The following is a 24464-nucleotide window of genomic DNA, read 5'->3' on the forward strand; positions in this document are numbered from 1 at the left end:
CCTGCGGCAATATAGTCATCGAAGCCGACGGCACCGGGCCTGTGTGCCTGTGCCCGGCGAACGAGCATCCACTTCAGCAAAGAAGGTGTCATGACTTCGGCGGCCGCGATTCCCACCGTCACGCTCAACGACGACAACACGATGCCGGTGCTCGGCCTCGGTGTGGGCGAGTTGTCGGATTCCGAGACCGAGAGGGCCGTCCTGGCCGCGCTCGAGGCGGGCTACCGGCTGATCGACACCGCCGCCGCGTACGGCAACGAGGCGGCGGTCGGCCGGGCGATCGCCGCGTCCGGTGTGCCCCGCGAGGACGTGTTCGTCACCACGAAGCTCTCGCCCGAGGAGTTCGGCTTCCAGTCCTCGCAGGACGCCCTCAAGGCGAGCCTGCAGCGGTTGGGACTCGACTACGTCGACCTGTACCTCATCCACTGGCCGGCCGGTGAGGGCGGCAAGTACATCGACAGCTGGGGTGGTCTGATGAAGGCCAAGGAGGTCGGCGACACCCGCTCGATCGGGGTCTGCAACTTCCACGCCCACCATCTCGACGACATCATCGGCCTGTCGTTCTTCACCCCCGCGGTGAACCAGATCGAACTGCACCCGCGGCTCAACCAGGCGGAGTTGCGCGCCGTCAACGCCGAGCACGGCATCGCCACCGAGGCCTACGGACCGCTGGGGGTGGGCAATCTGCTCGACCATCCGGCTGTGACGGCCGTCGCCGAGGCGCACGGCCGGACCCCGGCGCAGGTGCTGGTCCGCTGGAGCCTGCAGCTGGGCAACGTGGTCATTCCGCGTTCCTCGTCGCCCGAGCGGATCGCGGCCAATATCGACGTCTTCGGTTTCGAGCTCAGCGACGACCAGATGACCTCGTTGAACGGCCTCGACGACGGCACCCGGTTCCGTCCCGATCCGGACACCTACACCGGGACGTAGCCCGTTAGGGTGCGTGGCGTGGACACGCCGAGGACGCGCGCTCGTTCGGTGCGCGGCGCCCTGGTCGGGGTGTCGTCCGCGGCGATGACGGCCGGAGCGCACGTCGCGGCCGGCGGTGGGGTGCCCCGCGGACCGGCCCTGATCGTGGCAATCCTGATGTGCGTCACAGCCGGCGCCCTGGTCGCCCGTGTGCGGTTCGACCGTCTCGCCGGGTACGCCGCCACCGCCGCGGCGTTGGGTGGTGCGCAGCTCGCCGGACACGTGACGCTGATGGTTGCCGGCCATGAACACCACGGCGCGACCGGGCCGGCCTGGTTCATGCCCGCCGCGCACATCGGCGCCGCTGCGCTTCTCGGCGCGGCGATCATGTCGGTCGAATATCTCTACGCCGTCTGCGTGTCCGTGCTGTGCTGGCTGCGGCTGTTCACGCTGCGCGCGCCTCGGGCGTCGTCCCCGGTCGTGCGGTCCCGCTCGGACGTGGCGGTGCGCCGACCGGTTCTGAGCTTCGGTCTGGGTATGCGCGCGCCACCCGCGGTGGCCGCGGCCGCATAAGCGGCCCTTCCCCGTCTTCTCTGATCGACCCGCGGCCCGCGCGCTGCGGTCGTCGTGTGCCGCTGCGCGCACTTCGTGCGCGCAGCGGCGAATCCACTCTCTCAGCCGACATGAAGGCCTTCCATGACCCTGTCCGACGACACCGTCGAACCCCTGTCCACCACCCCACCCACACTGTCGGTGCGCCGACGGTGGCGTCCGTTCGCGGTCCGTCTGCACTTCTACGCAGGCGTGCTCGTGGCGCCGTTCCTGCTCGTCGCCGCCGTCACCGGCGGCCTCTACGCGCTGGCGCCGAGCCTGGAGCGCGTCGTCTACCGCGACATCCTGTCCGTCGAGGCGCAGGGACCTGCGCTGCCGTTGGGCGAACAGGTCGAGCGTGCCCGTGCCGTGCACCCGGACCTGGCGGTGACGACCGTGCGGCCCGCCGCCGCGCCGGACGACACCACCCGCGTCTCGTTTCACGACCCGACCCTCGAGGAGGACAGATCCCGCACGGTGTTCGTGGACCCCGGCACCGGCCGGATCGTCGGGGAGCAGGTGACCTGGCTGGGCTACCTCCCGCTGAGCACCTGGCTCGACGGGCTGCACCGGCACCTCAATCTCGGTGAGCCGGGCCGTGTCTACAGCGAGATCGCCGCGTCCTGGCTGTGGGTGGTCGCCCTCGGCGGCGTGTGTCTGTGGGTGGGTAAGGCGGCCGCTGACCGGCGCCGCGGCCGCAACGGCCGGGTCTTCAGCGTGGACAGGAGCGGGTCGGGACGCTCGCGCACGATGAATTGGCATGGGGCCACCGGTATCTGGTTGTTGGCCGGGTTGTTGTTCCTCTCGGCGACGGGCATCACGTGGTCGGCGTACGCGGGCGCACACGTCACCGAGATCCGGTCGGCCATGAATTGGCAACGGCCCCAACTGGTCACAGTGTCGGAACAGACTCACGCCGGACATCACGGAGCCGAAGGCGCGGTGACCGACCCGGCAGCTTTCGACTACCCCGGTGTGCTGGACGCCGCGGCGCGCCACGGCGTCCGGATGCCCGTCGAGATCACCGCACCCGCCGAACCCGGTGAGGCGGTGAGCGTCACCGAGATCGACAGGGCATTCCGGTGGACCTCGAACGCCGCCGCGGTGAACCCGACCGATCTGTCGGTGACGAGCAGCGTCGACTACTGGCGCGACTACTCGGTGATCGCGAAGCTGGCCGACTGGGGCATCCGCGCTCACATGGGTTCTCTGTTCGGTCTGCTCAACCAGCTAGCGCTGCTCGCGGTCGCGGTCGGACTGGTGACCGTCATCGTCCGCGGATACCGGATGTGGTGGCAGCGCAGGCCAACCCGGGGATCGAACCGGGCGGTCGGCCGGCCACCGGTGCGGGGCGGCATACGGCAGTTGCCTCCGGTGGCGGTCGTCGCCGTCGGCGTCACCGCGGTGGCCCTGGGCTGGTTCCTGCCGCTCCTCGGCTGGACGCTGGCGGGCTTCGTCGTCATCGACGTCATCATGGGCCGGGTGAAGGGCCGCGCAGTCCCAGAGAAGGGCGAAAGCCTCTAGCGTGTGCCGCGCCGACGCGGTGCAATGGGTGCACGCTGTCTCGGCGAAAGGTGTCGACCATGAACAGGCGTGTACTCATCACCGCGTTGGCGGTCGCGGCGACGGCGGTCGGCACAGCGATGCTTCCCGTCTCGGTTCCGGAGACCGTCACCGCACACCAACCGTGGGACCCGGGCTGCTGGGGGCCGTTCTCCTGGAATTCGGGCGAGTGCGACTGGTCGCCGGGCATGGGCGGCTCGAGCACCAACGGCCCGTGGGATCCATCGGTTACCGGCCCCGGTCAGTTCAACCGCGGCGGAATGGGACCCGGGATGATGGGGCCCGCGTCGTAGCGTCAGCCCCGCGGACAGGTATCGGTGGCTGCGCGCAGCACCGGCACTGACGGCGCGTCGACCGGCAGGCCGTAGCCCCGCAGCACGGCGATGTACTGCATCGCGTACTGGCAGTGGAACGCCGCGTTGGGCGGCATCCACAGCGCCGGCTCCTTGTCGCCCTTGTCCTGGTTGGCCTGCCCGTCGACGGCGAGCAGGTTGGCCGGATCGTTGGCGAAGCGGGTGCGCATCTCGTCGCTCCAGGTGCGCGCGCCCAGATCCCACGCCAGCGCCAGCGGCACGAGGTGGTCGATCTGCACCGCCGCGCCGATCTGGTTGCCGCGGGTGAACGGCACCACCTCACTGGTGTACGGATCGAGCAGCGTGCCGGTGGCCACGGCGATCGGGCACCGCTTGATCGACACGTAGGTCTTGTCGGCGAGGTCCCGGTTGAGGATGTCGTTGCGGGTGTCGCAGCCGTTGTGACCCCCGGGCGCGGTGGTGTCGTCGGTCCACGATTCGCCGAACGCGTCGCGACGGTAGTCGTGGCTGCGGACGCGCGCCGGGATCTCACCGACACCGGCGAGTACGTCCACGCCCGGTGCGACCGTGGGGATGTCGGCCTGGGCGATGAAGCGCGACGGGCCCTGCGTCGACGAGGTCACCTGGACGGCGACGACGATCGCCAGGATCGCGGCGATCGCCAGCCACAACTGTTGCCTGCGGGTCACGACTTGTCCAGATACTGCACGCGGTCCTCAGCGGTGAACGGCGCCGACAGCGCCACCATGCCCCGGTGCGAGGGGTCCGACGCGTAGACCGCTTCGCAGAGCTCCCTGGCCGCGTAGATGATGTCGGCGTGCTCGGCCAACGACAGGAACCGCAGCGTGATGGGGCGGCCGGATTGGTTCTGCCCCAACACATCTCCCTCGCTGCGTTCGCGAAGGTCGAGGTCGGCGAGCGCGAAGCCGTCCAGGGTCCCCGCCACCGCATTGAGTCGTTGTCCGGCCTTCGAGCTCTCGGGCAGTCGGGTCGCCAGCAGACATAGGCTCGGGTGCTGCCCGCGGCCGATCCGGCCCCGCAGCTGATGGAGCTGGCTGATCCCGAAGCGGTCGGCGTCCATCACCACCATGACGGTGGCATTAGGCACGTCGACGCCGACCTCGATCACCGTCGTGCACACCAGCACGTCGATCTCCCCGGCCCGGAACGCCGCCATCACGGCGTCCTTCTCGTCGCCCGAGAGCCGGCCGTGCATGAGACCCAGCCGCAGCCCCGCCAGCGGACCGTGCTGCAACCGCTGGTACATCTCGACGACGGTGACCGGCGGCGGCCCGGCCTGCTGCTTGTCCTTCTTCCCCTTCGCGGGCTTGTCGTCTTCGTCGATGCGGGACGCGACGACGTAGGCCTGCCGCCCGGCCCGCACCTCCTCGGCGATCCGGGCCCATGCCCGATCGAGCCAGGCCGGCTTGTCGGTGACGAAGATCGTGTTCGTGGTGATGGGCTGGCGGCCACGGGGCAGTTCCCGCAGGGTGGAGATCTCGAGGTCGCCGTAGACGGCGAGGGCCACCGTCCGGGGAATCGGCGTGGCGGTCATCACCAGCAGGTGGGGCGTGATGCCCTCAGGGGCCTTGCCACGCAGGCGATCCCGTTGCTCCACGCCGAACCGGTGCTGCTCGTCGACGACGACCATGCCCAGCCGGTCGAACTCCACGGCGTCCTGCAGTAGCGCGTGCGTGCCGATCACGATGCCTGCCTCCCCGGACGCCACTTCACGGCGCACGTCGCGCTTCTGCTGCGCCGACATGGATCCGGTCAACAGCGCCACCCTGGTGGCGTGCTCTTCGCCGCCGAGCTGACCCGCCATCGCCAACGGACCCATCATCGCGCGGATCGACTGGGCATGTTGGGCGGCAAGGACTTCGGTCGGCGCGAGCAACGCGCACTGATAGCCGGCGTCGATCATCTGCAGCATCGCCAGCAGTGACACCACGGTCTTTCCCGACCCCACCTCGCCCTGCAGCATGCGGTTCATCGGGCTGGTGGCGGCGATCTCGCCCGAGATCACCTCCAGCACCTCGTGTTGCCCGTGCGTCAGCGCGAAGGGCAGCTGGGCCGTCATCGCGGCCCTCAGGCCGTCATCGCGCCGCTCGGCGACCGGACCCGTACCGCTGAGCTGGGTGTGCCTGCGGACCACCAGCCCCCACTGCAGGCCGATCGCCTCGTCATAGGTGAGCCGCTCGATCGCCCTGGCCCGGTCGCGCTCGTGTTCGGACACGTGGACCGAGCGCAGCGCCGCGTCCTCGGACAGCAGATCCTGTTCGCGCACAAACCAATTCGGCAACGGCTCGGCGACGGGGTCGAGCACCGCCAGCATCTGCCGGACGCACGCGTAGATCTCCCAGGTCTGCACCTTCGAGGTGGCGGGATAGATCGGGAAGTAGTCCTTCTCGAACTCGGCGAGCAGGTCGTCACCGGTGGCGCCGGTGGAATCGGCGATCGCCGTCAGCGATTTCGTTCCGACGCCCTTGCCGTCGGAGGTGAGCACCATGAACGCCGGGTGGGTGAGCTGCATGACGTCCCGGAAGTAGCCGACCTCCCCGGACAGCATCACCTTCGTGCCTTCGACCAGCGTCTTCTTCAGGTACTTGGCGTTGAAGAACGTGGCGGTCACCTTGGGCCGCCGGTGCCCGAGGGTGACGACCAGGTACTCCCGCTTGGGTTGACGGTTGGTCCACCTGATCTCAGCCTTGGTGATGACGTCAACGAACGTGACGTGTTCACCTTCCTCGAGGTCGAGGTCCTCCCCCTCCCCCCGCACGCTCATCGAATCGCTGTACTTGCGGGGGTAGTACCGCAGCAGCTCCCCCACCGTGGTGATGCCGAAGTTCTCCTCCAGCTTGACGGCGGACTTGCTGCCGATCACGAAATCCAGGCGGTCGTTCAGCGTCGCCACGTCACTCCACCCCGATCAGCAGCGCGTCGCCGTGGTGGCCGGTGTCGAACGTCACCATCTCGGTGCCCGGATGTGTCCGTCGCACATGGTCGAGAAGGGCGTCGGCGACGGCCGAATCGACTCCGCGTCCGGTCAGCACCGTCACCAGTTCGCCGCCGGCCGCCAGGAGCAGGTCGATCAACCCGGCACCCGCGCCGACGATGCCGTCGCTGACGATGACGACCTCGTCACCGGCGATGCCCAGGCCGTCGCCGGGCTTGCAGGTGCCCGCCCATGTCAGCGCTTCCTCGGCAGCCACCCGCACCGACCCGTACCGCGCGCCCGCGACGGCCCGGACCATCGTGTAGCCGTCGTCCACCAGTCGGTGCGCGGCATCGTGCACCGCGAGCGCCGCGAGCCCCTGCACCATCGACCCGGTCGGCACCGGCACCATCACGATGCCCCAGTCGGAGGCCACCGCCCAGCCGGCGAGCAGTTCCTCGGCGGCGACGTAGCCGTTGGGCAGCACCATCACCTGCTCGGCGCCGGTGTTGACCAAGGCGTGCAGCAGCTGATGCGCACCGACCGGCAGCCCGGGCTCGATGCGCAGCACCTGCGCTCCCTCCCCGGTGAACAGGTTCTCGGCGCCGTCTCCGTCCACGACGGCCAGCACCGCGCGCTCGCGGACCCAGCCGCCGGCGGGATGCCGGTCGGCGCCGCTGCCCAACGACGTGATCTGGATGCGGCTGGGCGTGCCGACCTCCAGCGCGGCCTCGACCGCGGCGCCCGCATCGTCGACGTGGACGTGCACCGAATACCGGTCCGACTGCCCCGCGCCGGACGCCGCGATGGCGACGGACTCGCCGAGCTCGTCGAGACGCGCCCGCAACCGGTCGACGCCGGCACCGTCACACCCGCTGAGCAGGTACATCACCTCGAACTGCGGGGCCGCCGCGATGGGCGTGACGGGAGTCGCGGTGTCGGCGGGTTCGGGGCGGTAGCGCGGCCTGGCCGGGGCGTGCCCGGCCAGCGTCGCGGTCAGCGCGTCGAGCAGGACCAGCAGGCCACGGCCACCGGCGTCGACCACGCCGGCGTCGGCGAGCACCTCGAGTTGGCTGGGGGTGCGGTCCAGCGCCGCCAGGGCGCCCTGCGCGCTGAGCGTGACCACCTCGGTGAGGTCGGCCTGCTCGGCCACCGCGTCCTCAGCCGCTGCGGCGGCGGCCTGCAGGACCGAGGTGATGGTCCCGGGCACGGCCTCACCCATCGACGTGACCACCAGCGTGACGGCGTGGCGCAGCGCCGCGGCCAGCAGCGCGCCGTCGATGTCGGCGATCACGCGGTCCTCGGCGGCTGCCGCCGTCACATCGGCCAGCGCACGCAGGATCTGCGACAGGATCACCCCGGAGTTGCCGCGCGCTCCCCGCAGTGCGCCGTCGGCGAGCGCGGCAGCCACCGCGGTGACGTCATCGACGTCGGCGCGCGAATCCGCCTGCGCCCAGGCCGCCCGCATCGTGAACAGCATGTTCGTACCGGTGTCGGCGTCGGCGACGGGGAAGACGTTCAGCGCATTGATCTCGTCGGTGTGCCTGATCAGCTCCGATACGGCCGCGTGGGCCCAGCGCCGCAGCGCCGACGCATCGAGCCGCCGAGCCGACATCGTCACCTCCGCATGCCCTCGCCGCGCCGCTTCGCCGTCAGCCTAGCCACTGGGCCGGACACCACCCGAGACAGCGTCGTCAGCCCTGTTGATAACCTGACGGCACCGTTTTGGCGTTCCCGGGGCCGCCCGGTATTCTGGTCGGGTTGTCGGGTCACCCGTCCGGTCGTTGGCCCCCAAGCACTGACTTACGAGGAGTTCTCACTATGGCTGCCGTGTGCGATATCTGCGGGAAGGGCCCCGGCTTCGGCAAGTCGGTGTCGCACTCCCATCGCCGGACCAGCCGCCGGTGGAACCCGAACATCCAGTCCGTGCGTGCGGTCGCCCGTCCGGGCGGCAACAAGCAGCGCGTGAACGTGTGCACCTCCTGCCTGAAGGCCGGCAAGGTCTCCCGCGGCTGATCCGCCAAAACCACGCTAGGGCAGCTGCCAGTTCACCGGCTCTGCCCCCATCTGCTGCAGCAGGTCGTTGGCGCGGCTGAACGGCCGTGATCCGAAGAACCCCCGCGAGGCGGACAGCGGCGAAGGGTGCGCCGATTCGATGGTCGCGGTGTCGCCGAGCATCGGCTTGAGCGTTGCGGCGTCGCGTCCCCACAGCACCGCCACCAGCGGTTGACGCCGTGCCACCAGAGCCCGGATGGCGCACTCGGTGACCGCCTCCCAGCCCTTCCCCCGATGCGAGGCAGGCGTACCCGGGCGCACGGTCAGCACCCTGTTCAACAGCATCACGCCCTGTTCCGACCACGGGGTCAGGTCGCCACTGGCGGGTGCCGGATGGCCGAGGTCCTGCTGGTATTCGGTGTAGATGTTGGCCAGGCTGCGCGGCAGCGGGCGGACGTCGGCGCCCACCGAGAAGCTCAAGCCCACCGCATGCCCGGGCGTCGGGTAGGGGTCCTGGCCGACGATCAGCACGCGCACCGCGTCGAAGGGAAACGTGAACGCGCGCAACACGCGGGCGCCCGTCGGCAGGTAGCGGTGTCCGGCGGCCAGCTCGGCGCGCAGGAACTCCCCCATCTTCGCGACCTGGTCCTCCACCGGGGCGAGCGCGGGCGCCCATGACTCGTCGACCAACTCCTTGAGAGCGCGTGCTGTCACGACAGGCCAACTTAGCGGCCCGGCGGCTCAGTACGACTGCCAGCCCGTGCTGCCGGCCCAGGGGCCGCCGTCGACGGTGACCCGGCCCGCGCCGGCTTCGCGTACCCGGCCGATGATCCGCCAGCCCGGCGGCGGCTCAGCTGTGAACGTGGCCACCAACGCGTGATCCTCGCCACCGCCGAGCACCCACTGCAGGGCATCGACGCCTGCGACGGCTGCGGCGGCTGCGACCGCCCCCACATCGGCGGCCAACCCGGCGAGGGCCACGTCGATGTGCACTGCCGACGCCGCCGCGATGTGCCCGAGGTCGGCGAGCAGACCGTCGGAGACATCGGTCATCGCGGTCGCGCCTGCCCGCGCGGCGATCGCTCCCTGCCCGTAAGGCGGCTCGGGCACCAGGTGGCGCCGTCGCAGAGGCTCGAAATCGTCGATTCCGTTGCGCCACAGGGCATATCCAGCAGCAGAACGGCCGAGGTCACCGGCGACCGCGACCACGTCGCCGGCCCCGGCTCCGCCGCGCAGCACCGGCGGACGCCCGCCGAGGTCGCCGAGCACGGTCACCGAGATCACCCACTGCGGGGCAGCCACCATGTCGCCGCCGACGATGCCGGCGCCCAACCGCGACGCCTCCTGCCACATGCCGTCGGCCAGTTCGACGGCCCGGGCGGTCTCGGTGTCGGGGGGTGCGCCGAATGCGACCACGAACGCGGTCGCGCTGCCGCCCATCGCCTCGATGTCGGCCGCATTCTGCGCGATGGCTTTCCGGCCGACATCCTGAGGTGCCGACCAGTCCAGCCGGAAGTGCCGCCCCTCGACCAGCATGTCGGTGCTCACCGCGACCCGGCCGTCCCCGGACGTGACGACGGCGGCGTCGTCGCCCGGCCCGACCGCCACGAACGGTGGCTGTCGCCGGCCGGCCACCAGACGGTCGATGACGGCGAACTCGCCCGCCTGCGCCAGCGTGCCGTCCGCCATCGGTGTCACTCCTCGCATCGTCCGTGGCCTGAACGCTCGGCCCACCTGCGGTACGTTTGGTCCCTGCGGCGTGGAGTCTATGCAGCCAGACGGAGGGATTGCGGCGTGGTCGAGGCTTTCGTGCTCATCCAGACCGAGGTCGGCCGCGCCGAAGTCGTCGCCAAGCAGCTTGCCGGGCTTCCCGGCGTGCTCTCGTCGGAGTACGTGACCGGTCCCTACGACGTCGTGGTGCGGGCCGGCGCCGAGAGTCTGGCCGAGTTGCGGGCCACCGTGGTCCCCAGCGTGCAGCAGGTCTCGGGCATCACCCGGACGCTGACCTGCCCGATCGCCGAGGCGGCGCAGCCCTAGAGTTGCCCGGGTGAAGAGCGAGACCAACGACGGGCCGCCTCGCGCCGTCCTCGTCGCGGCGATCGTGCTCGCCGTCGGCGCCGTGGTGGTGGTCCTCGTGGTCGCGGCGGTACTTCAGCGCACACCCGGGGCCGCACCCGTGGCGGTGTCGACCGTGCCGGCGCCCCGGGCCGAGAGCACCGAGTGCACCACCCTGGTCGCGGCACTCCCCGACCGGCTCGGCGACTTCCGCCGCGCCCCGCTCGTCGACCCCGCACCGGCGGGGGCCGCGGCGTGGCAGCCCGAGGACGGGGGCGAGCCGCTCATCCTGCGCTGCGGGGTGGAGCGGCCGGCCGACTTCGTCGTCGGGGCACCCCTGCAGGTCGTCGACGCGGTGTCGTGGTTCCGCGTGCAGGACAGTGCCGGCGGCGACCGGGCCACCTGGTTTGCGGTGGACCGGCCGGTCTATGTGGCGCTGACCCTGCCGCCGGGCTCAGGACCCGACCCCATTCAGATGGTCTCGACGACGCTCGCGGAGAAGCTCCCCGCCACGGTGCCGGACCCGGCCCCGGTGGGCTGACCCCCTGCTCTCTTTCGCCCAAACCAACGTTCGGGCGCATTTCTGCGAGTGGAAGACGCCTTTTCGTCGACTTCGGCAGCGCTCAGCGCAGACCGGTGCCGCGGGCGACGGCTGTTTCCACCATCGTCGCGAGCAGGGTCGGGTAGTCGACGCCGCTCGCCGCCCACATGCGCGGATACATCGAGATCGTGGTGAACCCCGGCATCGTGTTGATCTCGTTGATGACGGGACCGTCGTCGGTCAGGAAGAAGTCGACGCGGGCCAGCCCCTGGCAGTCGATGGCCTGGAACGCCCGGATCGACAGCCCGCGGATCTGCTCGGCGACGGCGTCGTCGACCTTGGCCGGCACGTCGAGCTCGGCGGCGTCGTCGAGGTATTTGGTTTCGAAGTCGTAGAACCCGTCCTCGCGCCCGCGCACACCCGCGACCCGGATCTCCCCGACCGTGCTGGCCTCGAGGTGGCCGTCGGGGAACTCCAGCACACCGCACTCGAGCTCACGGCCGGCAACGGCCGCCTCCACGATGACCTTGGGGTCGTGCCGGCGGGCGGCGCCGATCGCCATGGGCAGCAGGTCCCAGCTGGTCACCCGGCTGACCCCGATCGACGAGCCGCCCCGCGCGGGTTTGACGAACACGGGCAGGCCGAGCCGCTCCCGGTCCTCCAGGGACACCGTGGCGGTGCCGGGCCGCAGCACCACCTGATCGCCGATCGGCAGCCCGGCCACCGCCAGCAGCTTCTTCGTGAACTCCTTGTCCATCCCGACGGCGCTGGCCAGCACGCCGGCGCCGACGTAGGGCACCCCGGCGAGCTCGAGCAGGCCCTGGATGGTGCCGTCCTCGCCGTAGGGTCCGTGCAGGACGGGGAAGACGACGTCGACCGAGGCCAGGACGTCGCCGGCGGCGTCACCGAGCGAGAGCAGCTGGCCGCGCCGCGCCGGGTCGGCCGACAGCGCGAGTTCGGTGCCGGAGGATCCGGTGACGCTGGGCAGCGCGCCGTCGGTGATCGCCAGAGTCTCCGGCCGGCCGTCGGTGAGCACCCACGCGCCCTGCGGGGTGATGCCGACGGCGACCACCTCGAAACGCTGCGGGTCGAGGTTGCGCAGGATGCTGCCTGCGGAGACACACGAGATCGCGTGTTCGGAACTGCGTCCGCCGTAGACGACGGCGACGCGGGTGCGGGCAGTCACAACCTAGAGAGGCTACCGGCCGACCCCACCGAGAGCCGACTCGATATCGCTGACCAGGTCTTCGGTGTCCTCGATACCGCACGAGATGCGCGCGAACCCGGTCGGCACCGCGTCGCCCCACCGCGCCCTGCGGTCGACGGAGCTGTGCACGCCCCCGAAGCTGGTGGCTCCGACCAGCAGCGCGCTGCGGCGGACGAACTCGTGGACGGCATCGGCATCCGCCAGCTCGGCGGCGACGATCCCGCCGAAGCGGCGCATCTGCTGCGCCGCGACGGTGTGGGACGGGTCGTCGGGCAGCCCCGGGTAGCGGACCGCGGTGACAGCGGGATGCGAGCGCAGCATCAGCGCGACCGCTGCGGCGTTCTGGCACTGCCGCTCGAATCGCAAGCCGAACGTCGCGAGGCCCCGCAGCACCAGCCACGCCTCGAAGGCACCGAGGATGGCTCCGGACAGCAACCGCTCACGCTGGAGCCGGTCCAGCACGTCGGCGCGGTTGCCGGCGACGTAACCGGCGAGCAGATCGTGATGGCCCGCCAGCGCCTTGGTGGCGCTGCCGACCACGAAGTCGGCGCCCAGCGACAGCGGCTGCTGCCCCAGCGGCGTGGCCGTGGTGTTGTCGACGATCAGCACGGCGCCCCGCGGCCGGCACAGCATCGACAACCGGTGCAGGTCGACCACGTCCAGGCCCGGGTTCGACGGGGTCTCCGCGAACACCACATCCGCGTCGCGGGCGGCGTCGCACATGTCGGCGCAGCGCGCCTGCACCACCGTCACGCCGCGGGGTGCGAGGTACTCGGTGGCGTACGCGCGCACCTGGTAGTACCCGTCGGCCGGTACGACGAGCGTGCTTCCCGGTTCGGTGACCACGCGCAGCAGTGAGGTGATCGCGGCCATCCCGGACCCGAACACCGCTGCGGCCGTGGCGCCCTCGAGCTGAGCCAGGGCCGCCTCGAGATGCCGCCAGGTCGGGTTGTGCCGGCGACCGTAGCTGTCCAGCTCGTCGTCCTCGTCGGCCGACAGGTGATACGCCGCAGCAGGAATCGGCACCGGCCCGAGGGACTCTCCCGGAACCCTTTCGGAGGCAACAGCTTTGAGGCTGCGAGTGGAATCCCCGTAGGAGCCGTTCACCTGTTCACTCCGGCTTGGTGGTGCGGCCCAGCAACAGCGCCACCGCGTCGTCGACGGACAGGCCCTTGTGACAAACCCCGTGGACGGCCTCGGTCAGCGGCATCTCGACGTCGTAGCTCGTCGACAGCGCCAGCACCGAGGAGCAGGAGGTGACGCCCTCGGCGACGTGCCCGCCGGTGGCCGCCAGCGCGGCGGCCATCGTGCCGCCCTGACCGAGACGTTCGCCGAACGACCGGTTGCGTGAGTGCGGCGACATACAGGTCGCGACGAGGTCGCCGATGCCCGCGAGCCCGGCGAGCGTTGCCGGCTTGGCGCCCAACGCGATTCCCAGTCGCATGATCTCGGCGAGTCCCCGGGTGATGATCGCGGCGGCGGTGTTCTCGCCGAGACCCGCGCCCGCGGCCATTCCGGAGGCGAGTGCGATGACGTTCTTGCACGCGCCCCCGATCTCCGCACCGATCACGTCGGAATTCGTGTACGGCCGGAAGTAGCCGGTGGCCAGCGCCCGCTGCAGGGCCACGGCGCGGCCGGAGTCGCTGCAGGCGATCACGGTGGCGGCGGGCTGCTCCGCGGCGATCTCGCTGGCGAGGTTCGGCCCGGTGACGACGGCGACGCGGGCCGGGTCGGCGCCGGTCACCTGCACGATGACCTGGCTCATGCGCATCAGCGTGTCCAGTTCGATGCCCTTGGCCAGGCTGACCAGAGTGGCGTCGGGCCCCAGAGTGGCCTTCCATTCGGTCAGATTGGCCCGCAGGGTCTGCGACGGCACGGCCAGCAGCACCGTGCAGGCACCGTGCAGCGCCTCGGCCCCATCGCTGGTGGCCCGGATCGAGTCGGGAAGTGCGACGTCGAGGTATCCGGGATTGCGGTGGGTCCGGTTGATCTCCTCGGCCAACTCCGGCCGGCGCGCCCACAGCGTGACGCTGTTACCGGCGTCAGCCAGCACCTTGGCCAGCGCTGTACCCCACGCGCCCGCACCCATTACCGCCGCCTCGACCACGGCTTCAGACTAGTCGGGAATAACGGACTGGCAGGATGACGCTCGTGAGCGGCATGGACACCTTCGCGGCCGCCCGACCGCGGCCACCGGACGCCGACGTCACCCTCGTGATCGCGGTGAAGCGTCTCGCCGCGGCCAAGACACGGTTGGCACCGGCGTTCTCCTCGGCGACGCGAGGCGGTGTCGTGCTGGCGATGCTCGTCGACACGATCGCCGCCGCGGCGGCCGTCGATGCGGTGCGGTCGGTGATCGTGGTGACTCCCGACGCCGACGCCGCGGCGGCGGCCGGCCGGCTCGGGGCCCTGACGCTCGCCGACCCGACACCCGAGGGCCATCCCGACCCGCTGAACAATGCGCTTGCCGCGGCGGAGGCGATGGCCCGCCGCGACACCGCCAATGTCGTTGCGCTGCAGGGAGATCTACCGGCACTTCGCACCGAGGAAGTCGCAGAGGCGATCGCCGTGGCGCGTCAGCACCCGCGCAGCTTCGTCGCCGACCGGCACGGCAGCGGGACGGCGGCGCTGTTGTCCTTCGGGGTGCCGCTGGCTCCGCTGTTCGGCCCAGATTCGGCCGCGCGGCACCGCCGTTCGGGCGCCGTCGAGTTGACCGGCGGATGGCCCGGGCTGCGCTGCGACATCGACACCGCCGACGATCTGCGGGCCGCTCAGCACCTCGGGGTCGGCACGGCGACCTCGCAGGCGATCGGCGCGCTGCGCCGAGGTGGCCGCCCGACTGGTAGCCGCAGCGCCCGTCGATAGGGAATCATCGGGGCATGACCGAAGCGCAGACCCGACCGGACGACGCCGACACCACGACGACGGTGGGCGCGTCCGACGCGGCGCCCGAGGCTCCCCCGGCGGCGACCTCGCCGACGGTCGACAATCCGCTGCCCGAGGACCGCTACCTCAACCGTGAGCTGAGCTGGCTCGACTTCAACGCCCGGGTCCTCGCCCTGGCGGCCGATCCGTCGCTGCCGCTGCTGGAACGCGCGAAGTTCCTGGCGATCTTCGCCTCCAATCTCGACGAGTTCTACATGGTGCGGGTCGCCGGCCTCAAACGGCGCGACGAGATGGGGCTGTCCGTCCGCTCGGCCGACGGCCTGTCCCCGCGGGAACAACTGCGACGGATCAGCGAGCGCACGCAGCAACTCGCGAGCCGGCATGCGCACGTGTTCCTCGACGCGGTGCGCCCGGCGCTGGCCGACGAAGGCATCGTCATCGTCACGTGGGCCGAACTCGACGACGCCGAACGCGGCCGGCTCTCCACGTACTTCCACGAGCAGGTGTTCCCCGTCCTGACTCCCCTGGCCGTCGACCCGGCCCACCCGTTCCCGTTCGTCAGCGGTCTGAGCCTCAACCTGGCCATCACCGTCAAGCACCCCGACGGCGGTCAGCACTTCGCCCGAATCAAGGTGCCCGACAACGTGGACCGCTTCGTCGAACTGCCGGTGCGGGAGGGCAGCAACGACGTCGCGCGGTTCCTGCCGATGGAGGATTTCATCGCCGCGTTCCTCCCGGTGCTGTTCCCGGGGCTGGAGATCGTCGAGCACCACGCCTTCCGGATCACCCGCAACGCCGATTTCGAAGTCGAGGAGGACCGCGACGAGGATCTGCTCAAGGCACTCGAACGCGAGCTGGCCCGGCGCCGGTTCGGCTCCCCGGTGCGGCTGGAAGTCTCCGACGACATGACCGAGGGGATGCTGGAACTGCTGCTGCGCGAGCTCGACGTCGCCCCGGGCGACGTGGTGGAAGTTCCGGGGCTGCTGGATCTCTCGTCGCTGTGGCAGGTCTACGGCGTCGATCGGCCCGCGCTGAAGGATCGGCCGTTCGTGCCGGCCACGCCGCCGGCCTTCGGCGAGCGCGAAACCCCCAAGAGCATCTTCTCGACGCTGCGCGACGGCGACGTCCTCGTCCACCATCCCTATGACTCGTTCTCCACCACGGTGCAACGCTTCATCGAGCAGGCGGCCGCGGATCCCAACGTGCTGGCCATCAAGCAGACGCTGTACCGCACGTCGGGCGACTCACCGATCGTCAACGCGTTGATCGACGCGGCCGAGGCAGGCAAGCAGGTCGTCGCGCTCGTCGAGATCAAGGCCAGATTCGACGAGCAGGCGAACATCAAATGGGCGCGCGCACTCGAACAGGCCGGCGTGCATGTGGTCTACGGCCTCATCGGGTTGAAGACCCACTGCAAGACGTGTCTGGTGGTGCGCCGTGAGGGTTCGATGATCCGGCGCTACTGCCACATCGGCACCGGCAACTACAATCCGAAGACGGCGCGACTGTACGAGGACGTGGGTCTGCTCACCGCCGCGCCCGACATCGGCGCCGACCTCACCGATCTGTTCAACTCGTTGACGGGCTACTCGCGCAAGGAGTCCTACCGCAATCTGCTCGTCGCCCCCTACGGGGTGCGCCGGGGCATCGTCGAGCGGATCGACCGGGAGATCGCCGCGACCCGCGAGGGTGCCGAAGGCCGGATCCGACTGAAGGCCAACGCGTTGGTCGACGAGCAGGTCATCGACGCGCTGTACCGGGCGTCGCAGGCCGGCGTCCGGGTCGAGGTGGTGGTGCGCGGAATCTGCGCGCTGCGCCCCGGCGGTGAGGGGTTCTCCGAGAACATCACCGTGCGCTCGATCCTCGGCCGCTTCCTCGAACATTCACGGATCATTCACTTCCGCGCCATCGACGAATACTGGATCGGCAGCGCCGACATGATGCATCGTAATCTCGACCGGCGCGTGGAGGTCATGGCTCAGGTCAAGGATCCGCGGCTGACGGCACAGCTCAACGACATCTTCGAATCGGCGCTCGACCCGGGTACGCGCTGTTGGGAACTCGGTGAGGACGGGCACTGGACCGCATTGCCTCAGGAGGGACAGACCGTGCGCGATCATCAGGTGTCGATGATGGAAAGCCACCGCCATCCCTAGTAAGACTGAACCGATCCTCGCCGCGGGTGCCGTGCTGTGGCGGCCGCAAGAAGGTACGGGCACCCCGGAGATCGCGGTCGTGCACCGCCCCCGCTACGACGACTGGTCGCTGCCCAAGGGCAAGCTCGACCCCGGTGAGACGGCCCCTGTCGCCGCGGCGCGCGAGATCGCCGAGGAGACCGGCTTCCGCGCCCACCTCGGTCGCCGGCTGCCTTCGGTGAGCTATTCGGTCGACGGCACCCCCAAGAAGGTGCGGTACTGGGTGGCCCGCTGCGTCGGCGGCGAATTCACGCCCAACGACGAAGTGGACGAGCTGAAGTGGTTGCCGGTCGAGCAGGCGATGACGCAGTTGGAGTACGCGCTCGACCGCAAGGTGCTGCGCCGTTTCACGGCTCTGCCCGCCGACACCACGACGGTCCTGATCGTGCGGCACGCCACCGCTGGCAGCAAGTCCCGGTATTCCGGTGACGACCGAAAGCGCCCGCTGGACAAGCACGGCCGGGCTCAGGCCGAGGCGTTGGTGAGCCAACTCCTCGCGTTCGGTGCCGGTGACCTGTTCGCCGCCGACCGCGTGCGCTGCCAGCAGACGCTGGACCCGCTGGCCGAGGAACTCGGAGCGCCGGTCCACACCGAGTCCGCATTGACCGCAGAGGCGTACGCCGACAACCGCAAGAAGGCCCGGCAGCGGATCCTCGAGATCGCCGCGACCGCCGCCCGCCCGGTGATCTGCACGCAGGGGGAGGTCATTCCGGACCTCATCGCCTGGTGGTGCGAGCGCGACGGCGTCCGGCCGGACAAGTCACGCAACCGCAAGGGCAGCACGTGGGTGCTGACGCTGGTCGGCGGCCGACTCGCGTGCGCCGACCACATCAGTTCGCCGCTGGCCGCGAAGTAGTACCGCCGCACCAGAATTCGGTGCCGCCCCGAGGCGTGACCACACATACGAAAACGCCGCGGGTACCGGACCCGCGGCGTCTTCGGTGAAACGGACTACTTGCGACCGCGCTTGGCCGGAGCCTTCTTGGCGGGCGCCTTCTTGGCGGGCGCGGCCTTCTTGGCCGGAGCCTTGGTCGCGGCCTTCTTGGCGGGCGCGGCCTTCTTCGCCGGCGCGGCCTTCTTGGCCGGAGCCTTGGTCGCGGCCTTCTTGGCCGGAGCCTTCTTCGCCGGCGCAGCCTTCTTCGCCGGTGCGGCCTTCTTCGCCGGAGCCTTCTTCGCCGGCGCAGCCTTCTTCGCCGGTGCGGCCTTCTTCGCCGGAGCCTTCTTGGCGGGTGCGGCCTTCTTCGCCGGTGCGGCCTTCTTGGCCGGAGCCTTCTTCGCCGCCTTCCGCGCAGTGCTGGACGCGGTGACACCGCGCTTCACCGCGGGGCCTTCGGACGGAAGCTTCTGCGCGCCCGAGACAACGGCTTTGAACTGAGCGCCGGGACGGAACGCGGGCACAGACGTCGGCTTGACCTTCACCGTCTCGCCGGTACGCGGATTGCGGGCGACGCGAGCGGCGCGGCGCCGCTGCTCGAAGACACCGAAGCCGGTGATGGTGACGCTGTCACCTTTGTGCACCGCGCGCACGATGGTGTCGACGACGTTCTCCACCGCTGCGGTGGCCTGCCGACGATCCGAGCCCAATTTCTCCGTGAGTACGTCGATGAGCTCTGCTTTGTTCATGCAAAACCTCCGGGAACCAGTGGTCCTCCTTGGACCGACTAGAGGACACGGTAAACCCAATCGCTGCTGATTTCCAAGAGCCACGCGCAATTTCAGGGCGCGCCAGCGAACTTTTTTCAATCCGCTTGGCTCCCTTCGGGTCCTACCGGACGGGCCCAAAAGCGGATCGCAGCGGGGCGATTTCGCCCAATTCAGTGCCGAATCAGGCCGGCAATGTGCGCGGTTTCCACTCGGGCCGGTGCGCCTCGAATTCCTCGATTTCGTCGACTTTCCGCAGCGTAAGCCCTATATCGTCGAGTCCTTCGAGCAGCCGCCACGCGGTGTAGTCGTCAATGTTGAACGGCACCATCATCGTTCCCGCGGTGATGGTCCGATCTTGAAGATTGACAGTGATTTCCGTCCCCGGATTCTGCTCGATGATTTTCCACAACAATTCCACGTCGTCCTGTGCCACTTCGGCCGCCAGAAGACCGGCCTTGCCCGCGTTGCCCCGGAAAATATCGGCGAATCGGGACGAGATGACCACCCGGAAACCGAAGTCCATCAGCGCCCAGACCGCGTGTTCGCGTGACGAACCGGTGCCGAAATCGGGTCCCGCCACCAGAACCGAGCCCTGATCGAAGGGCGGTTGGTTGAGCACGAAGGCCGGGTCGTTGCGCCACGCCGCGAACAATCCGTCCTCGAATCCGGTGCGCGTCACCCGCTTCAGATAGACCGCCGGGATGATCTGGTCGGTGTCGACGTCGGAGCGGCGCAGCGGCACGCCGATTCCGGTGTGGGTGGTGAAGGCTTCCATGGCAGTTCTTCTTTCAGTGGCTCGTGGCGGGAATGAGGTCGGCGGGCGAGGACAGGGTGCCCCGCACGGCGGTCGCCGCGGCGACCGCGGGCGACACCAGATGGGTGCGGCCGCCCTTGCCCTGCCGTCCCTCGAAATTGCGGTTGGACGTCGACGCGCATCGCTCCCCCGGCGCGAGCTGGTCCGGGTTCATGCCGAGACACATCGAGCAGCCGGCCTGCCGCCACTCCGCGCCCGCCGCGGTGAAGATCTCGCCCAGGCCTTCGGATTCGGCCTGTGCGCGCACCCGCATCGATCCCGGCACGATCAGCATGCGGACCCCGTCGGCGACCGTGCGGCCGTGCAGCACGTCGGCGACCACGCGCAGATCCTCGATCCTGCCGTTGGTGCACGATCCGACGAACACCGCGTCGACCGGGATGTCGCGCATCGGGGTACCCGCCTCAAGGCCCATGTACGCCAAGGCCTTCTCGGCGGTCTGGCGCTGCGCCTCGTCGAACATCGCCTCGGGATCGGGCACCGAGCCCCCCAGCGGCACGCCCTGACCGGGGTTGGTGCCCCAGGTCACGAACGGGCTGAGCGTCGAGGCGTCGATGTGCACCTCGGTGTCGAATTCAGCGCCTTCGTCGGTACGCAGCTGACGCCACGCGGCGACGGCTTCCTCCCACGCGGCGCCGGTCGGCGCGTGCGGCCTGCCCTTCAGGAACGCGAAGGTCGTGTCGTCGGGAGCCACCATGCCGGCGCGGGCACCCGCCTCGATGCTCATGTTGCAGATCGTCATCCGGCCCTCCATCGACAGCGATTCGATGGCGCTACCCCGGTATTCGATGACGTGGCCCTGTCCGCCGCCGGTACCGATCTGGGCGATCACAGCCAGGATGATGTCCTTGGCGCTCACCCCGGGCGGCAGTTCGCCGTCGACGTTGACTGCCATCGTCTTGAACGGCCTCAGCGGAAGCGTCTGGGTGGCGAGCACGTGTTCGACCTCCGACGTGCCGATGCCCATCGCCAGCGCTCCGAACGCCCCATGCGTGGACGTGTGGCTGTCGCCACAGACGACGGTCATGCCGGGCTGCGTGAGGCCCAGCTGCGGTCCGATGATGTGAACGATGCCCTGCTCGGCATCGCCCATCGGATGCAGCCGGATGCCGAATTCGGCGCAGTTGCGGCGCAACGTCTCCACCTGGGTGCGCGACACCGGATCGGCGATCGGCTTGTCGATGTCGACCGTCGGCACGTTGTGGTCCTCGGTGGCGATGGTCAGATCGGGCCGCCGCACCGGACGCTGGGCCAGCCGGAGACCGTCGAAGGCCTGCGGACTGGTGACCTCGTGAACGAGGTGCAGGTCGATGTAGATCAGGTCCGGTTCGCGGGCGTCACCGGCGCCGGAGCCGGCGACGACGACGTGATCGCTCCACACCTTCTCGGCCATGGTGCGCGGCCTGTTCGCGTTGTCCATCTTGACCATCTCACAATCTGGGAAGCTAGTATCTCCTTGTGAGACAGGATAGCGGTATCGGCGTGCTGGACAAAGCGGTGGCCGTGCTGCATGCGGTGGCCGAGTCCCCGTGCGGGCTGGCCGATCTGTGCGACCGGACCGCGCTGCCGCGCGCGACCGCCCACCGGCTGGCCGTCGGGCTGGAGACGCACCGGATGCTCTCGCGCGACGGCGACGGGCAGTGGCGCCTCGGCCCCGCGCTCGCCGAGCTGGCGAGCCATGTCCGCGATCCGCTGCTGACGGCCGGGGCCGTGGTCCTGCCACGCCTGCGCGAACTGACCGGGGAGAGCGTGCAGCTCTACCGCCGTGACGGCACGTCACGGATCTGCGTCGCGGCGCTGGAACCGCCTGCCGGTCTTCGCGATACGGTCCCGATCGGAACGCGTCTGCCGATGACCGCGGGATCGGGCGCCAAGGTGCTGCTCGCCTACGCAGACGCGGCCACGCAGCAGAGCGTGCTTCCCGCCGCGGCGTTCACCGACCGGACCCTGGCCGAGGTGCGCCGACGTGGCTGGGCGCAGAGCGTGGCGGAACGCGAACCGGGGGTGGCCAGCGTGTCGGCGCCGGTGCGCGACGGCCGTGGCGCGGTGATCGCCGCGGTATCGGTCTCCGGGCCGATCGACCGGATGGGCCGGCGGCCGGGCGTGCGCTGGGCCGCGGACCTGGTGGCGGCCGCCGATGCGCTGACGCGCAGGCTCTGAGAATCCGAAAAACTCCGGATCCACAGGATCCGGAGCGGTGGTACCCCCGATGGGATTCGAACCCACGCTACCGCCGTGAGAGGGCGGCGTCCTAGGCCGCTAGACGACGGGGGCTAGAACATGTTTCGGAGGGACAGCATAGCTCAGGGAACAAAGCTGGCCTAATCCGATCGTTGGCTGGGGTACCAGGACTCGAACCTAGAATGGCGGTACCAGAAACCGCTGTGTTGCCAATTACACCATACCCCATTGGAAGCCAGTAACCGCAGGTCACAGGCCACTTCCCGGTCCGGCTCACCGCGACGGTGCCGCGGTGGGCCGTTGAACGGGCCGACGAGCAGACTACCAAAGATCTCGGGGTGCTTCTTCCACCCCCGGGTCCACTCCCGTCACCCAGCCGCCTCGGCATGATCCCGGCCCGCCCGCAGCCGGGCCAGCGTGCGCTCGCGGCCCAGCAGCTCCAGCGACTCGTACAGCGGCGGGCTCACCGAGGACCCGGTCACCGCCACCCGCACCGGGCCGAAGGCCTTGCGGGGCTTGAGTTCGAGGCCGTCGATCAGCGCCCGTTTCAGCGCGTCCTCCACTGCGGTGCGGTCCCACTCGTCCACGGCCTCCAGCGCGGCGATCGCGGCCTCGAGCACCGGCACCGCGTCCGGCCGCAGTTCCTTGCCTGCGGACTTCTCGTCGAGACCGAACGCGCTGTCGTCGAGGAACTTGAGCAGATCCCAGGCGTCGCCCAGCACGACGATGCGGGTCTGCACCAGACCCGCCGCTTCGGAGAACTGCGCGTCGTCCAGACCGGTGTCGTGGCCGTGGTCGGCGAAGAACCGGGCGAGGCGGCGGGTGAACGACGCCGGCTCGAGCAACCGGATGTGCTCGGCGTTGAGCGCGTCGGCCTTCTTCTGATCGAACCGCGCCGGGTTGGAGTTGACGTCGACGACGTCGAACGCCGCGACCATCTCCTCGATGGTGAACACGTCCCGGTCGTCGGCGATCGACCAGCCCAGCAGCGCAAGGTAGTTGAGCAGGCCCTCGGGGATGAAACCGCGGTCGCGGTGCAGGAACAGGTTGGACTGCGGATCGCGCTTGGACAGCTTCTTGTTCCCGTCGCCGAGCACCGGCGGCAGGTGCGCGAACCGGGGCGTGCCCTCGGCGATGCCCAGCCGCTCCAGAGCGGCATAGAGCGCGAGCTGGCGAGGAGTGGAAGGCAGCAGATCTTCGCCGCGCAGCACATGGGTGATCCTCATCAGCGCGTCGTCGACGGGATTGACCAACGTGTACAACGGTTCTCCGTTGCCGCGGGTCAGCGCGAAGTCCGGGATGGAGCCGGCCGGAAACGTCGTCTGCCCCCTGACCAGGTCGTCCCATGTCATGTCGGCGTCGGGCATGCGCAGCCGCACCACGGCCTGGCGGCCTTCGGCGCGCAACGCCGCCCGCTGCTCGTCGTTGAGGTCGCGGTCATAGTTGTCGTAGCCGAGCTTGGGATTGCGGCCTGCGGCCAGGTGACGGGCTTCCACCTCCTCGGCGGTGGAGAAGGCCTCGTAGGCGTCGCCGGCGTCGATCAGCCGATTGAGCACATCGGTGTAGAGCTCGCGACGACCCGACTGGCGGTAGGGCTCATAGAGTCCGCCGACCTCCGGCCCTTCGTCCCAGTCGAGACCGAGCCACCGCAGCGCGTCGAGCAGCGCCTGGTAACTCTGCTCGCTGTCCCGCGCGGAATCGGTGTCCTCGATCCGGAACACGAAGGTGCCGCCGGTGTGCCGGGCGTAGGCCCAGTTGAACAGCGCGGTGCGGATCAGCCCGACATGCGGCGTACCGGTCGGCGAGGGGCAGAATCTGACTCGAACGGCTCTATCGGGACTGTTCACGACTTTCCTTTGCGCACAACGGGATTGGTGAGTGTTCCGATGCCTTCGATGCTGATGCTGACCGTGTCGCCGTGCTCGAGCGGCCCGACGCCCTCCGGGGTTCCGGTCAGGATCAGGTCCCCGGGGAGCAACGTCATGACCGCGGAGATCCATTCGATGATCGCGCCGATGTCGTGGATCATCAACGACGTTCGGCTGCGCTGCTTGACCTCCCCGTTGACCTCGGTGCGGATCTCCAGCTCTCCCGGGTCGACGTCGGTGACGATCCACGGCCCGACCGGACAGAACGTGTCGTGGCCCTTGGCCCGCATCCACTGGCCGTCCTTGGCCTGCTGGTCGCGCGCGGAGACGTCGTTGGCGATGGTGTACCCGAGGATGTTCTCGGCGGCGCGGGCGGCCGGCACGTCCTTGCACGGCCTGCCGATGACCGCGGCGAGTTCGCCTTCGAAGTGCACCGGATGGGCGTCGGCCGGCAGCTGGATCGCGGTGTTGGGACCGATGATCGCGGTGTTGGGCTTGAGGAAGATGATCGGATCCTCGAACGTGCCGCCGCCCATCTCCTCGATGTGCGCGGCGTAGTTCTTGCCCATGCAGACGACCTTGCTCGCCAGGATCGGGGCCAGCAACCGGACGTCGGCCAGCGGCCACTGCCGTCCCGTGAAGGTCGGTGAGCCGAACGGATGCTCGGCGATCTCCCGGACGATCGCGTCGGCGGGATTCTCGGACGGTCCCTCGATGGCGACGAAGGCGACTCCGTCGGGGCTGGCGATTCGACCAAGACGCATGC

24 protein-coding genes and 2 tRNA genes are annotated in these 24464 nt (G+C 69.7%); 11 read left to right on the forward strand and 15 right to left on the reverse strand.

Going from position 1 to position 24464, the window contains the following annotated elements:
• Positions 1-90: 90 nt before the first annotated feature.
• The 4 genes from G6N45_RS22450 to G6N45_RS22465 all read left to right on the forward strand — a co-directional run bounded on the left by G6N45_RS22450 (position 91) and on the right by G6N45_RS22465 (position 3356).
• Entirely contained in the window at positions 91-930 is an 840-nt protein-coding gene (locus G6N45_RS22450; RefSeq protein WP_057147534.1) for an aldo/keto reductase, read from the forward strand.
• A gap of 18 nt (positions 931-948) precedes the next feature.
• Positions 949-1482 carry a hypothetical protein gene (locus G6N45_RS22455; protein WP_163724939.1) on the forward strand — a complete coding sequence of 178 codons (534 nt, stop codon included), beginning with the start codon at positions 949-951 and terminating at the stop codon, positions 1480-1482.
• 123 nt (positions 1483-1605) lie between these two features.
• Positions 1606-3024 (forward strand): PepSY-associated TM helix domain-containing protein, encoded by a 1419-nt coding sequence (locus G6N45_RS22460; protein ID WP_163724944.1) that lies wholly within the window; start codon positions 1606-1608, stop codon positions 3022-3024.
• Positions 3025-3083: 59 nt separating this feature from the next.
• On the forward strand, positions 3084-3356 hold the full coding sequence (locus tag G6N45_RS22465) for a hypothetical protein (protein WP_163724947.1): 273 nt from the start codon (positions 3084-3086) through the stop codon (positions 3354-3356).
• A 2-nt stretch (positions 3357-3358) separates the two neighbouring features.
• Here G6N45_RS22465 and G6N45_RS22470 read toward each other — a convergent pair whose 3' ends face one another.
• From G6N45_RS22470 to G6N45_RS22480, 3 genes are read right to left on the reverse strand one after another with little or no spacing between them, the layout of a single operon-like run.
• Complete coding sequence (locus G6N45_RS22470; protein WP_163724951.1) at positions 3359-4066, reverse strand: HNH endonuclease family protein; 708 nt, start codon at positions 4064-4066, stop codon at positions 3359-3361.
• Positions 4063-6291, reverse strand: a complete 2229-nt coding sequence (recG, locus tag G6N45_RS22475; protein ID WP_163724953.1) for an ATP-dependent DNA helicase RecG — start codon at positions 6289-6291, stop codon at positions 4063-4065. The genes G6N45_RS22470 and recG overlap by 4 nt, the downstream gene beginning before the upstream one ends.
• 1 nt (position 6292) lies before the next feature.
• Complete coding sequence (locus tag G6N45_RS22480; protein ID WP_163724956.1) at positions 6293-7927, reverse strand: fatty acid kinase ATP-binding subunit FakA; 1635 nt, start codon at positions 7925-7927, stop codon at positions 6293-6295.
• A gap of 206 nt (positions 7928-8133) precedes the next feature.
• Between G6N45_RS22480 and rpmB the strand changes: the two genes are divergently transcribed.
• Positions 8134-8328, forward strand: coding sequence for a 50S ribosomal protein L28 (gene rpmB, locus G6N45_RS22485; protein WP_043407506.1), 195 nt, complete (start codon positions 8134-8136; stop codon positions 8326-8328).
• 15 nt (positions 8329-8343) lie between these two features.
• Here rpmB and G6N45_RS22490 read toward each other — a convergent pair whose 3' ends face one another.
• Both G6N45_RS22490 and G6N45_RS22495 read right to left on the reverse strand, forming a co-directional pair.
• Positions 8344-9021, reverse strand: coding sequence for a uracil-DNA glycosylase (locus G6N45_RS22490; protein ID WP_163724959.1), 678 nt, complete (start codon positions 9019-9021; stop codon positions 8344-8346).
• Between the two features lie 27 nt (positions 9022-9048).
• Positions 9049-9996: a thiamine-phosphate kinase gene (locus G6N45_RS22495; RefSeq protein WP_163724962.1), complete on the reverse strand. Its 948-nt coding sequence runs from the start codon at positions 9994-9996 to the stop codon at positions 9049-9051.
• A gap of 105 nt (positions 9997-10101) precedes the next feature.
• Here G6N45_RS22495 and G6N45_RS22500 point away from each other — a divergent pair, with 105 nt between their 5' ends.
• Together G6N45_RS22500 and G6N45_RS22505 are read left to right on the forward strand one after the other, a co-directional pair.
• Positions 10102-10344 carry an Lrp/AsnC ligand binding domain-containing protein gene (locus G6N45_RS22500; protein WP_048418109.1) on the forward strand — a complete coding sequence of 81 codons (243 nt, stop codon included), beginning with the start codon at positions 10102-10104 and terminating at the stop codon, positions 10342-10344.
• A gap of 10 nt (positions 10345-10354) precedes the next feature.
• Positions 10355-10903: a DUF3515 domain-containing protein gene (locus G6N45_RS22505; RefSeq protein WP_163724967.1), complete on the forward strand. Its 549-nt coding sequence runs from the start codon at positions 10355-10357 to the stop codon at positions 10901-10903.
• Positions 10904-10985: 82 nt separating this feature from the next.
• On the opposite strand, the gene G6N45_RS22510 is transcribed toward G6N45_RS22505, so the two are convergent.
• Genes G6N45_RS22510 through G6N45_RS22520 form a run of 3 tightly spaced genes read right to left on the reverse strand, consistent with a single transcriptional unit; the run spans position 10986 to position 14199 of the window.
• A complete protein-coding gene (locus tag G6N45_RS22510) occupies positions 10986-12089 on the reverse strand; it encodes a D-alanine--D-alanine ligase family protein (protein WP_163724970.1) in 1104 nt (367 codons plus the stop codon).
• A 12-nt stretch (positions 12090-12101) separates the two neighbouring features.
• Positions 12102-13217 carry a cystathionine gamma-lyase gene (locus G6N45_RS22515; protein WP_163724973.1) on the reverse strand — a complete coding sequence of 372 codons (1116 nt, stop codon included), beginning with the start codon at positions 13215-13217 and terminating at the stop codon, positions 12102-12104.
• A 4-nt stretch (positions 13218-13221) separates the two neighbouring features.
• Positions 13222-14199 (reverse strand): NAD(P)H-dependent glycerol-3-phosphate dehydrogenase, encoded by a 978-nt coding sequence (locus tag G6N45_RS22520; RefSeq protein WP_163728888.1) that lies wholly within the window; start codon positions 14197-14199, stop codon positions 13222-13224.
• Positions 14200-14270: 71 nt separating this feature from the next.
• Between G6N45_RS22520 and cofC the strand changes: the two genes are divergently transcribed.
• The 3 genes from cofC to mutT1 are packed head-to-tail and all read left to right on the forward strand — an operon-like array spanning position 14271 to position 18047.
• Complete coding sequence (gene cofC / locus G6N45_RS22525) at positions 14271-14975, forward strand: 2-phospho-L-lactate guanylyltransferase (protein ID WP_246229166.1); 705 nt, start codon at positions 14271-14273, stop codon at positions 14973-14975.
• Between the two features lie 14 nt (positions 14976-14989).
• Complete coding sequence (locus G6N45_RS22530; RefSeq protein WP_163724979.1) at positions 14990-17152, forward strand: RNA degradosome polyphosphate kinase; 2163 nt, start codon at positions 14990-14992, stop codon at positions 17150-17152.
• Positions 17145-18047 (forward strand): 8-oxo-(d)GTP phosphatase MutT1, encoded by a 903-nt coding sequence (mutT1, locus tag G6N45_RS22535; RefSeq protein ID WP_163728890.1) that lies wholly within the window; start codon positions 17145-17147, stop codon positions 18045-18047. Before G6N45_RS22530 ends, mutT1 begins: the two co-directional genes overlap by 8 nt.
• Positions 18048-18142: 95 nt before the next feature.
• Here mutT1 and G6N45_RS22540 read toward each other — a convergent pair whose 3' ends face one another.
• The 3 genes from G6N45_RS22540 to leuC form a co-directional block, all read right to left on the reverse strand.
• Positions 18143-18814 (reverse strand): HU family DNA-binding protein, encoded by a 672-nt coding sequence (locus G6N45_RS22540; RefSeq protein ID WP_163724981.1) that lies wholly within the window; start codon positions 18812-18814, stop codon positions 18143-18145.
• A gap of 202 nt (positions 18815-19016) precedes the next feature.
• Positions 19017-19610: a 3-isopropylmalate dehydratase small subunit gene (leuD, locus tag G6N45_RS22545; protein WP_163724984.1), complete on the reverse strand. Its 594-nt coding sequence runs from the start codon at positions 19608-19610 to the stop codon at positions 19017-19019.
• 13 nt (positions 19611-19623) lie between these two features.
• A complete protein-coding gene (gene leuC / locus G6N45_RS22550) occupies positions 19624-21069 on the reverse strand; it encodes a 3-isopropylmalate dehydratase large subunit (RefSeq protein WP_163724987.1) in 1446 nt (481 codons plus the stop codon).
• 38 nt (positions 21070-21107) lie between these two features.
• Between leuC and G6N45_RS22555 the strand changes: the two genes are divergently transcribed.
• Positions 21108-21809, forward strand: coding sequence for an IclR family transcriptional regulator (locus G6N45_RS22555; RefSeq protein ID WP_057147551.1), 702 nt, complete (start codon positions 21108-21110; stop codon positions 21807-21809).
• A gap of 38 nt (positions 21810-21847) precedes the next feature.
• Here G6N45_RS22555 and G6N45_RS22560 read toward each other — a convergent pair.
• From G6N45_RS22560 to G6N45_RS22575, 4 genes are all read right to left on the reverse strand, one after another.
• A tRNA-Glu gene (locus G6N45_RS22560) sits at positions 21848-21923 on the reverse strand.
• Positions 21924-21983: 60 nt separating this feature from the next.
• Positions 21984-22058, reverse strand: a tRNA-Gln gene (locus G6N45_RS22565).
• Between the two features lie 140 nt (positions 22059-22198).
• Entirely contained in the window at positions 22199-23677 is a 1479-nt protein-coding gene (gltX, locus tag G6N45_RS22570) for a glutamate--tRNA ligase (RefSeq protein ID WP_170312416.1), read from the reverse strand.
• Positions 23674-24462 carry a fumarylacetoacetate hydrolase family protein gene (locus tag G6N45_RS22575; RefSeq protein ID WP_163724992.1) on the reverse strand — a complete coding sequence of 263 codons (789 nt, stop codon included), beginning with the start codon at positions 24460-24462 and terminating at the stop codon, positions 23674-23676. The genes gltX and G6N45_RS22575 overlap by 4 nt, the downstream gene beginning before the upstream one ends.
• Positions 24463-24464 lie beyond the last annotated feature (2 nt).

Source organism: Mycolicibacterium psychrotolerans, from assembly GCF_010729305.1.
Lineage (GTDB): Bacteria > Actinomycetota > Actinomycetes > Mycobacteriales > Mycobacteriaceae > Mycobacterium > Mycobacterium psychrotolerans.